The sequence below is a fragment of the Bacteroidia bacterium genome (assembly GCA_039924845.1).
GTDB lineage: Bacteria > Bacteroidota > Bacteroidia > DATLTG01 > DATLTG01 > DATLTG01.
Genome location: JBDTAC010000058.1, coordinates 1 through 11,978 on the forward strand (window position 1 = coordinate 1; position 11,978 = coordinate 11,978).

Sequence of the window (11,978 nt, forward strand, 5' to 3'; positions counted from 1 at the left end):
GCACTTATTATTACCTATTAACTTTGCCTGACGGAACTCTAAAGAAAGGCTTTTTGGAAGTTATTAAATAACTGATACAGAATTTATCTTCTCTGTAAAATCACATTCAAAAAAATAATTTTCCGAACGAAGAAAGACGTATTAATAAATAGTTATCTGATACGGCATTTCGGCTTGTATGCCGCCGGTATGAATCATTGTTTTCAGATGATTGTAAATAGAATATTGTTCACCCAATTCGCTTTGCAAAATATCTATTTTCACAGAATTGCCGTATTTGCTAAACAAGGTTTTCCAAGCATCTTCTTGTTTTGGATAGACCACTAAACCGTAGTTTTTAATTTTCGCGCATTTAGCCGCCATTGCAATCGCGTCGTCCAAATTTCCCAGCAAATCTACTAAGCCCTTTTTCTGAGCATCAATTCCGCTCCAAACCCGTCCTTGCCCGATGCTGTCTACTTGCGCCACAGTAACGTGTCGCCCATCACTTACGCGTTGTAAAAAAGTAGCGTACACATTTTCCACGCCGCGTTGAACGCTGGCAGCTTCGATGGATGTCATTGGGCGATAAATACTTCCGATGTCGGAATGTTTGTTGGTATTCACCGTATCAACGGTAATCCCGAGTTTATCGTTCATCAGTTTTTGCACATTCGGAATCATCCCAAAAACACCAATAGAACCGCTAATAGTAGTGGGTTCTGCAAAAATAGTATCGGCAGCGCAAGAAATATAATAACCTCCGGAAGCCGCTACATCACCCATCGAAACAATAACGGGTTTGTCTTTTTTGATTTTCATTATCTCGTGCCAAATAATGTCAGATGCTTGCGCACTGCCGCCCGGCGAGTTGACGCGCAACACAATTGCTTTCACGTTTTCGTCTTCATCCGCTGTGCGAAGAGCATTTACCAAAGTAGAAGCGCCAATGGTTTGATCGTCGCCGGTTCCACTTTGTATTTCGCCAACGGCATACACAATAGCGATTTTGCCATCCGAAAAATTATTTTTCTGAAGCAGCTTTTTTGCTCTTGCGGCTTGCGTATAATCGTTCAGTTTAACGAATGAAATATCGTCATCTTTAGAAATGCCAATTTGTTTTTTTAACAGCGCCAAGGCTTCGTCTTTGTAACACAATTGATCCACCAATTTATATTTCAGCGCATCGTCTGCAGATTGCGCCAACAAACTGTCGGCAATGTTATTAATACTTTGCGGCGTGATGTTTCGAGAAACGCCAATGCTGTTAACGATTACAGACCAAATCGAATTCAAATACGTTTTTGTTTGCTGACGATTGTCGTTGCTCATTTTGTCTAAATCGAGCGGTTCCACAGCACTTTTAAATCTTCCATGTCTGAAAATTTGCATCTGGATACCTAATTTATCAAGCGCATTTTTGTAAAACATAATTTGTGCGCTCAAGCCTTTTAATTGAATGGAGCCTTGCGGATTCAGGAAAAGTTTATCAGCAACGCTGGATAAATAATACGACATCTGCGAATAGTTGTCGTTGTAACTGAAAATAAATTTCCCGGAAGTTTTAAAATCCAACAAGGCATTTCTAATTTCTTCGATACTCGCGGAACCTATCGCTGGCAAATTAATTTCGAGCAATATACCTTTGATGGAACTGTCGGTTTTCGCGACTTTTATATTCGTTAAAATATCGTTTAAGCCAATTGGAAGGTCATCGTTAAAATGGAAGGAATAAAAAATATTTTTTTGAGTGCGTTCCGTAATTTGTTTGTCGAGTTTTATCAATAAGACAGAGTTTTTTTCAATTGGACTTGGTTTTTCCTGCGCCATTTTAAGTGCAGTAAAAGTGGCAGAAAAAAGGGCAATCAAAATAAAGAAAAGTACAAAAAAAGAAACGACAATGCCAACAAGCGTTCCGAGTAAAGAGGCAAAAAAAGTTTTCATTTGTTAGGTTTTATACGCAATGATACAAAAAAGCGAGGAGTAACGATGTTTGATTCTATCAAAAAAGGTGTTCAAAAAAATAATTTTTCAACGTCATTTTATTGTTTCTGTAATGCGGCAAGTCCATGTTTGGCGTCTTCGTAATTTGGATTTAATTGCAAGGTTTTATTCCAACATTGGCGGGCATTTGTATAATCTTTAATAGTAAAATAAGCACCCCCTAAATTGTACCAAATTTTCGGATCGTCCGGTGTAATGGTTGCCGCTTTTTGCATCAACACAATTGCCTCTTGAAATTTTTTTTCTGACCCTCTTTGGAAAGCTTCGTTCAAATAATATTGTGCAAGCAAGGGAAAATATTGTTTTAAATAGGGATTGTTCGGAAAAAGTTTTTTCGCTCCATTCCAGCATTCAAGCGCTTTTTCAGGCTGATCGAGTTTGTAATACGCCACCCCTAAATTCAATAAACTGTTTACATAATGCGGATGAATGGTCAATGATTTATCCAAGTAGCCGATGGATTTTTGCAACAATATTTTTTCGATTGCTTTATTTTCGGGCATCTCCGAAAGATCTACGTAACGTGCGCCAGCATTACCGTTAGCGAGTGCGCTGTTCGGGACAATGTTTACATCGTGTGTAAAAAGGGTGATGTCATTTTTCCAAATCGCATTGCGTTCCATTGTTTTAAAACCCGCTAAAATCAATACAATCGTGAAAAACCCATACAATAAATATTGTTTTTTAACGAATGAAAAATTAATTTTTTGAAGCGCCAAAATCAGAAGCCCTGCTATTACCATAGCGAAACCGAGTGATGAAAGATAGACTAAACGTTCGCCCATCGTAGCGCCAATGTCCATCACGAAATTGGAAATCATCGCTAAAAAGCCGAGGTAAAAAGCAATCGCGAAAGCGAACACATTTTTGCGTTTGAAAAGAACAATTCCTGCGTAGATAATTCCTGCATAAACGAGCAAAGAAATCCAGACAAAAATGTCGCTAAAATCTTTATACGGAATTTCGTTGTAAGAATAATCGGCGGATAAATTCCATGGAAATATCAGTAATTTCAGGTATTTCAGCAATACAAAAATTTCGGTCGCGTATTTTTGAGAAGGCGTTGCGTACAAATAAGGATTGTTAAGAACCTCCGTACTTTCTACGTGATGAAACCCACCAATAACGCTGAACCGAATGAACAAATAAACAGTTAAAATCAGCAAAAATGGAAGCACTGAAAAAAGGCTCTCTGAAAAATTTTTTTTCCGCGTGAGGTAAAACGCGAGCGGAATTAATATAATCATCAAAACCGCATATTCCTTGGATAATAAGGCGAGGAAAAAACAAAGAAGTGCTTTAAATAAATCTTTTCCTGAACGAGTTTCTTGATGTCGGAACGTAAAAATAAATGTGGCGATGATGAATAAAAAAGATAAAATTTCATCACAACTTTTTACGTTCGCTACCACTTCGGTATGGATGGGATGAATGGTGAAAATTAATGTGGTGAGAAATGCTAAATCGCTGGAATAGCGTAGGTTTTCGAATAAATATTTTTGCAAAAAATACAATAATAAAACGCAAGACGCAATGTAAAAAAGCACGTTCATTAAATGTCGGACAAAGGCATTTTCGCCAAAAAATTGATGTTCAATGGCAAATGTAATGACGGAAAGCGGGCGATATCTTCCGCCGGAAAGTTCTTGTTTTCCGTTCATTTGACGGTAAAAACTATCGTAGGCATCCGTCGTTAAAATTTTTCCGATGCCTTTAAAACCTTGTTGTACGTAATCGTTTTTGGTGATGACAATTCCGTCGTCCAGCGCATATTGATTCCACAAAGAATTGGCGTAAAAAATAAACCCGATGAGCGCAATAAAAATAGCTTTCGACCTAAAACTTTTCAGCGGAATCAGGCTTTCTGCTTGTTCAATTTCGTGAATGCTAATTTTTTCGGGCTCGGAAATTTTTTTTTTCAGCGACTTTTTTCTTGACATAAAAAAGACTTACAAATAAATAATATTGAATTTCAATTTTCGCACCAATGCGCCGTAGTAAAAGCGAATATCGCGTTCTACTTTCGAAATATCTTTGTATTTCTGAAACATTTCAATCAACAACATATCAAAAACCGAACTCTCCAAAAAATCAATATCAGTTTCAAAACCACACACGCACAAAGCGCCAGTACGCTCTAAAAATCGAACAATATTTCGACGGTCGGTATCCAGCGTTTTACAACTTCCAAAATGAATTATTTTATCCTTGCAAGTGTCTGCCATCAGGTCTCCCAGCTCATCCAAGGTTACAAATTCTTTTCCTACTTTAATGCTTTCCGGCTCGCCGTGAAAAGCGAAATAACAAATGGAATAGGCGGCGTATTTTTTTTGTTTCCAGAGCGAAAGATAATACTCCAAATTTTCGCGCGTGCCGCATTGTTTGTAGATATGTCGGATGCCAAAATTTTGTTGTAAAAAAGCAAGTGCTGCATTGATACTGGATTTGTCTCTTAGATCTTTTTGCCAGTCGCCTTCCAAACAAAAAATATCTTTTTTATAGTGTTTTGCGATTCTCATAATGTCAAAAAATTATTTTTTCGTTCTGTGAAACCTCCCCGATAATTCTTCCAAAAATAACAAATTTGAATCATTTTCTACTCTTTTGAAAAAGAACGCGTATTTAAGCCTGTTTTTTGTCTATTTTTGTTGAAAATGGCGTAATAAATGACCGAAATACAGAAAAAAACTATCTGGGAAAAAGCAGCGCTGCTGTTGTTAGCTGTTTTTTTTGCCCTTGCCGCCTTTTTGATTTCCTCTTTTCGCCCTTCGGAGAATGCTAAAGATGCTGCGCGTTTTACAAAAACACTTTTCGCGAAAGAGAGAAAAACACAATCTTTAATAGATTCGCTGGCAGTTGAAGCGCTTCAGTCGTCCTATGCTCAGTTGTTTTCTGAACATCCGTATCAAAAAAATAAGTGGTACGAGGAGCAGGGTATCACTTTGCTCATTTATCAAAAGGACACGTTAAAATATTGGACTAATCAATCGGCTGCTTTTGAAAATGTGCTTCCAAAAATCCCTGAAAATCAAAAATTAGTCCATTTAAAAAATGGCTGGTTTGAGATGCGTACAAAAATTATTTTTTCAAACAATCAACCTGAAAAAATAGTTGGTTTGATTTTATTGAAGAATGATTATGCCTATCAAAATCAATATTTGGAGAACCATTTTCAGTCGGATTTTGGAATCAACGACAATGCCCGAATTGTGTTTGGGTCTGCCGCAAAAACACATGAAGCGTTTTATACAAAGGAAGGAGATTACCTTTGTGCGATTCATTTTTTTTCGGATGAAAATGCACTCACATCTATAAGTTTAATAGGCTTAGGATGCGCCGTGCTGGCAATTTTATTTCTACTTTTTTTTCTTCAAAAACAGGTACAAGAAATGACAGAACGCTTTTCCTCCAAAAGTATTCCGCTGCTATATGTATTGCTATTGTTCGGATTTCGCTTTTTGAGTATTCATTTTCGATACCCGAATAGTATTTACAGTTTATCTCTTTTTAATCCGGAACACTATGGAGATGCGGCATCTATCTGGTTTTCCTCCTTAGGCGATTTATTAATTAATGTGCTACTCCTTTTTTATGGCATTTATTATTTGAGTAAAAAAAATTCGATGGAACAAAAATTCCGCAATCAAAAAATTAATTTTTCGACTGCCTTTTTTTTACTTTTTTTTCTACTTTGTTTTGCCGCTTTTGTCAATCATATTTTTGTTGGATTGATTCAAAATTCCATTCTTTCTTTTGATTTTAATTCGCTTTTTAGTTTAGATGTATACAGTTATATTGCCTTGTGTATTGTGGCTTTGTTGTTTTTTAGCCTTTTTATATTGGCAGATAAAATTATTCATACGTTGCGTACTTTTGCATTCAGCGCAATTTCCGAGATGGGTGTTTTCGCTGCTGCCATTATTGCATTTGTGGGAATGTATAGTTTGCGGAACGATTTTCCTGTTTTTTTTATTTTATGGATCCTCACATTTGTTCTCATTATCCGGTTTCTGAAAAAACAAAACGATCGTTATCCTTTTTCTGGAGTCGTGTTGATTTTATTGTTTTTTTCCTTTTATTCGATGTTTACGTTTACTCATTTTTGCGCTTTGCGCGAGAAAGAAAATCGTAAAATATTTGCTGAAAAAATAGCTACGGAACGCGATCCACTTGCCGAACATCTTTTTAATGAGGTAGAACAAAAAATACAAAATGATGCAGCATTAAAAAAAATCCTGAGTTCGAAAAATAGTGTGGAGCGCAAGACATTCGAAAAAGTAATTCTTCAAAAATATTTTGGTGGTTATTGGAATAAATATCAAATCAATGTTGCTGTTTTTGATAGTATCTGCGCACCTTTGGTAAATGGTATCAATATGAATTTTGATGAACTTTCGTATTTCGAAAACGCCATCAAAAACCAAAGTACAAGTACGGAAAGCCCTGATTTTTTTTACTTGAATAATTCATCTCAAAAAATAAATTACCTCGCTCGTGTAGCTATCAATTCCTCGTTTCATAAAAAGGAATTGATAGGAACTTTATATCTTTCTTTCAACCCAAATTTGGCAACGGAAGAGATTCGATTTCCAGATTTATTGCTCGACAAAAGTGCCGGAACGGATCAGGAATGGGACAACTATTCTTATGCGAAATACAGCAATGGCAAGCTAATTAGCTATCACGGAAAATTTCCGTACAGTTTAACAAATGATTATTTGGGTGTTTTGCAAGTAGGTTCATTTGGCTTTGTAAATAAAGACGGATTCAACCATTTGCTATATCGCCCAGATGCTTCGTCTTTTGTTATTCTCAGTAAAAAAATAGTTTCTACGTTTGATAGCATCACTACGTTTTCTTATTTGTTTGCATTTTTCAGCGTTTTGTTATTGTTTTTTTTAGTGTCGCAGCAAATTTTCCTGAACGGAAAACCGCTCTCTTTTAATTTTAAAAATCGTGTACAATACTTGCTAGTAGCCATTGTCGTTATTTCCATCGGACTTTTCGGAACAGCGACTATTTTTTATTTCAACAAACAATTTCAGGATACGAATAAACAAAATATCAATGAAAAAATGGTTTCGGCTTTGATTGATATTCAGCAGGATTTGGGCGATAATTATGAGCTGATAAAAAACAATCACGATTACATGAATTATATTTTGAAAAAAAATTCGACTGTTTTTTTTACAGATATTAATTTGTACGATACGCTTGGAAACTTGCATGCAACGTCCATTCCGAAGATTTTTGACGAAGGATTAATTTCACAAAAAATTTGCCCGCTTGCTTTTTATGAATTTACGGTGAATCATAAAATCGCGTATACAGATGAAGAAACAATCGGAAAATTAAATTATTTATCAGCGTATATTTTACTGAAAAATAATAGAGGCAAATTACTTGGATACCTTAATATGCCTTACTTTGAGAAGGAAGGAAATCTTCAAACAGAAATTTCCACGTTCATTTCAACACTCATAAATATTTATGTTTTATTGTTTGTGCTTTCTCTTTTTCTTACGGTTTTTATTTCAGATTATATCACGCGCCCGCTCAAATTAATTCAAGATAAATTGAGTCGCATCCGATTGGGAAAAACCAATGAAATGATTGATTGGAAAGAGAATGACGAGATTGGAAGTTTGGTAAAAGAATACAATCGAATGATTGCAGAACTCGCGGAAAATGCGGATTTATTGGTAAAATCAGAACGAGAAACTGCTTGGCGCGAAATGGCAAAACAAGTAGCGCATGAAATTAAAAATCCGCTGACGCCGATGAAACTTAGTATTCAGCAGTTACAGCGCACGTTTAAAGATCATCGTGCGGATATGGAAACGCACGTGCAACAGCTTACGGAAAGCCTTATCGAACAAATTGAAACACTTTCTTCCATCGCCAATTCCTTTGCTGCTTTTGCGAAAATGCCGAAAGCACTTTCTGAAAAAGTGGAATTAAAATCCATTTTAATTCACGTGGCGGATTTGTTTAAACAAACCTCTCCCGCGCAAATAATCACTCAATTTTTAATTACTGAAAATTGTTTTGTGATGGCTGATAAAGAGCAATTGGTAAGGGTTTTCAATAATTTAATAAAAAATGCGATTCAAGCTTTACCAGAGGAGAAAGATGGAAAAATTGAGCTGATTATATCGCGTGAAAAAAATAATTTTTTGATTGCTATTAAAGATAACGGAACAGGTATTTCTCCAGAAGCAATTACGAAGATTTTCGAACCAAATTTTACGACTAAATCAGCCGGAATGGGTTTGGGCTTAGCGATGGTAAAAAACATGATAGACTCATTTAACGGCAGTATTTCTTTCGAAACGGAATTGGAAAAAGGAACTACTTTTTTTGTGCGTTTGCCGGAAGCTTTTTAATGTTCAAAAAAAATAATTTTTCGAAAGAAAAAAAAGATTCTTCTGAGAAATAATTTAAAGAGCCTGAGACATGCTATTTTGTTATTGTTCAATACAACAATGCCTTCATCGAAAAAAATACACCTCTAATTTTTTTACTCATAAATTTGGAATTCTCTTTTTTTTGTTTCAACTTTGGTATAACTAAACAAGTTCACACTATGAAAAATAAACTTACTTTATCCACTGTGTTAGCCTTTGCAATAGGAGCTACAGCGTTTGCGCAATCGTCAAAAACAGGAATTAAAACAACCAGTAATCTAAAAAATTGGTTGCAGTTGAAACAAACTGGAGCTAATTTTTATGATGTTCAAAAATCTTTTTATTCCAATCCTGAAAATGTTGGAATTCGAGGCGGAAACGAAGGAGAAGACGAAGAAAAGGACAATGCAGGTTGGGAACTGTTTAAAAGATGGGAATATTTTGCAGCACCAAGAGTGTATCCTTCTGGGGATGTATCTCAATTATCAGAAACGCACGTTAATTATCAAGCATACTTAAATGCACAGAAATTAAAACCGATTTCTACTTTGTCTACTTTATCCACAAATACTTGGTCGTATTTAGGTCCAAATTCCGAACCAACAACTGGTGGCGTGGGTCGCGTAAACGTGATGGCTTACGATGCTTCTACTTCCACTTTGTGGGCAGGAGCACCCGACGGAGGTTTGTGGAAATCAACGAATAACGGAACTACTTGGGCAACAACAACTGATTTGTTTACCGATTTAGGGGTAACAGATATTGCCATTGATCCTACAAGTTCTGGTAAAACAATTTATGTTGCAACAGGTGATAGAGATGGAGCAGGAGGTGCTGCTAATCATGTTTATGCTTATGGATTGATGAAAACAACTGACGGAGGGATTACATGGATTCAGCTTCCAGGAACGGGTTTTGCGATAAGCCAAAACGCCTTGATGTCAAGAGTCTTGATAGACCCTAGCAATACACAAAATATTTATTTGTCAGGAAATTTCGGATTGCTTAAGTCAACCAACGGAGGAACTTCTTGGTCGCCTGTAGCAAGTTTAAATGGAGATTATGTTATAGACATGGCTTTCAAACCAGGACTTTCCAGCACAATTTATGCGACAACGTATGACATAGGAAGCGGTTCTGCTTTTTATATTTCTACAAATTCTGGTGCAAGTTTTACTCAAGTAACTTCCGGATTACCTGCTCCAACAGCAGTAATAAGAATGTCTATCGCCGTATCGGCAGCCAACGCTGCTTATGTGTACGTTTTAGCAGCAGATGTAAATAATAATGGACTTTATGGAGTTTATCAATCCACTAATAGTGGTACCTCTTTTACCCAAAAACACGGTAGTAGTAGTCCTAACCTTCTCGGTTTCAATCAGAATGGAAGTGATGCGGGCGTAGGACAAGGCTTTTACACATTGTCTATCGCAGCTAATCCTACTAACGCCAATGAGATTATTGTTGGCGGTGTTAATGTGTGGAAATCTACCAATGGAGGCACATCATGGGGTGCAAATTGTATCGCTTATTGGGCGGCTGCTAATCCGTCAAGCGGATATGTACATGCGGACATTCATCATATTTTGTATATTAATGGAACGTCCGCTTATATTGGTTGTGATGGAGGCGTCTTTGAAACAACGAACGATTGTACTACTTGGTCAGATTTAAGCAATAATATGCAAATCGGTCAAATGTATGGATTGGGAATGTCCACTACCAATGCTAACAAAATACTTTCCGGATGGCAGGACAATGGAACAAATTTAATGGCATCCACCAGTAATTGGAATGAATCAATGGGTGGAGATGGGATGAAATGTTTTATAGATCACAGCAATGACAATGTTATGTATGGTGAACAATACCAAGGAAGTTTCAACGTAACAACTAACGGAGGTGCTTCTTGGAATTCAATCGGTCCTCCTGCCTCTGAAAATACAGCATGGGCTACCCCTTGGAAACAAGATCCAAACGTGGCAAATACTATTTACGGTGGGATGACAAATCTCTATAAATCAACAAATCAGGGAACATCGTGGAGCCAAATAGGAACCCAACCTGATGGATCTAATTACATAAATGAATTTGCTATTGCTCCATCTAATTCCAATGTTATCTATGTAGTTAAAAATACTGGTGTTTATAAAACAACAAATGGAGGAGGTTCTTGGGCAACTATTAATTCTGGATTGCCAACAGGCAGTGCAGCTGCGAGTTATGTAGCAATTTGTCCTACTAATGCAAACATTGCGTATGTTACATTTTCCGGATATTCTTCTGGAAATAAAATTTTTGTAACCAGCAATGGAGGTACGTCCTGGACGAATTATTCTACTGGATTACCTAATTTACCAGCCAATTGCATCACCTATCAGAAAAATGCTCACGGAGCCGTTTATGCAGGAATGGACGTAGGCGTCTATTATAGAGATAGCACATTGGGATCTTGGCAACCTTATAATACAGGATTGCCTAATGTAATTGTATCGCAAATGGAAATTTATTATGGAACAGGAATGATAAGAGCCTCCACTTTCGGGCGTGGAATATGGGAAATTCCAGTTAATAACCCAGGATCTAATCCTCCCGCAGCTAATTTTGTTGGTACTCCAACAACAATTTGTCCAGGAACAACGGTAAATTTTACGGATTTATCCGGCTATAATCCAACTTCATGGAGTTGGACATTCTCAGGTGGTACTCCAGGTACATCAACAGTTCAAAATCCAAGTGTGATATACAATACTGCAGGTTCTTATAATGCTACTTTAACAGCAACAAATTCGAACGGAAGTAATGCGATGACTAAAACAGCATACATAAATGTTTCTGGTCCCCAAGCATTACCATTGTCCGAAGGTTTTGAAGGAGCAACATTTCCTCCTGCAAACTGGGGATTAAATGCGTATCCTTTTGAATGGCAACACAATACTACCGTTGGCCACAATAGTACCAAATGCGCAGAATTTGATAACACCGATACAAATGCAGTGGGGACTCGATCCTATATGCTTACTCCAAAATATAATTTTGCGTCGTTATCTTCTGCAAAGCTTTTCTTCGATGTTGCTTATACTCCTTACGATAAACATTACAGTGATTCTTTGGCGGTATATATTTCAAAAGATTGTGGACAAACATACACTCAATTATATCTAAAGGGCGGACTTACTTTATCAACAACAGGAGCGTACGATAGTACTGGTGCATTTGTTCCTACTAATACTCAATGGAGGACGGATACAATTAGTTTAAATGCTTATGTTGGACAACCTTCTATCTTGATTAAATTTGAAAATAGACCTGGTTATGGACAGGCTCTTTATTTAGATAATGTAAATATTACAGGAGTAAATGCCAGCGCTCCACCAACCGCCTCTTATACTGCGACGAGTTCTCCAGTATGTAAGGGATCTTCGATTACTTATACAAGTACATCCTCTGGCGGACCTACAAGCTATAGTTGGATATTCCAAAGCGGAACTCCTGGTACATCAAGCACTGCAAGTCAAGTTGTAACTTATAATACGGCAGGAACTTATACCGTTAGTTTAACAGCTACTAATTCGAATGGATCGAACA

5 protein-coding genes are annotated in these 11,978 nt (G+C 36.9%); 2 read left to right on the top strand and 3 right to left on the bottom strand.

Annotated features, from left to right (window positions below):
* Positions 1-141: 141 nt before the first annotated feature.
* From sppA to ABIZ51_06595, 3 genes are all read right to left on the bottom strand, one after another.
* Positions 142-1,923: a signal peptide peptidase SppA gene (gene sppA / locus ABIZ51_06585; protein MEO7088442.1), complete on the bottom strand. Its 1,782-nt coding sequence runs from the start codon at positions 1,921-1,923 to the stop codon at positions 142-144.
* Positions 1,924-2,021: 98 nt separating this feature from the next.
* A complete protein-coding gene (locus ABIZ51_06590) occupies positions 2,022-3,923 on the bottom strand; it encodes a tetratricopeptide repeat protein (protein ID MEO7088443.1) in 1,902 nt (633 codons plus the stop codon).
* Between the two features lie 9 nt (positions 3,924-3,932).
* Positions 3,933-4,502 (bottom strand): DUF6642 family protein, encoded by a 570-nt coding sequence (locus ABIZ51_06595; protein MEO7088444.1) that lies wholly within the window; start codon positions 4,500-4,502, stop codon positions 3,933-3,935.
* A gap of 147 nt (positions 4,503-4,649) precedes the next feature.
* On the opposite strand from ABIZ51_06595, the gene ABIZ51_06600 reads away from it, so the two are divergent.
* Entirely contained in the window at positions 4,650-8,369 is a 3,720-nt protein-coding gene (locus tag ABIZ51_06600) for a HAMP domain-containing sensor histidine kinase (protein ID MEO7088445.1), read from the top strand.
* 200 nt (positions 8,370-8,569) lie between these two features.
* On the top strand, positions 8,570-11,978 hold a 3,409-nt coding region (locus ABIZ51_06605), incomplete at its 3' end, for a PKD domain-containing protein (GenBank protein MEO7088446.1).

Coding starts and splice junctions, on each gene's coding strand:
- sppA (MEO7088442.1), bottom strand. CDS start 1,923: ATGAAAACTTTTTTTGCCTCTTTACTCGGAACGCTTGTTGGCATTGTC.
- ABIZ51_06590 (MEO7088443.1), bottom strand. CDS start 3,923: ATGTCAAGAAAAAAGTCGCTGAAAAAAAAAATTTCCGAGCCCGAAAAA.
- ABIZ51_06595 (MEO7088444.1), bottom strand. CDS start 4,502: ATGAGAATCGCAAAACACTATAAAAAAGATATTTTTTGTTTGGAAGGC.
- ABIZ51_06600 (MEO7088445.1), top strand. CDS start 4,650: ATGACCGAAATACAGAAAAAAACTATCTGGGAAAAAGCAGCGCTGCTG.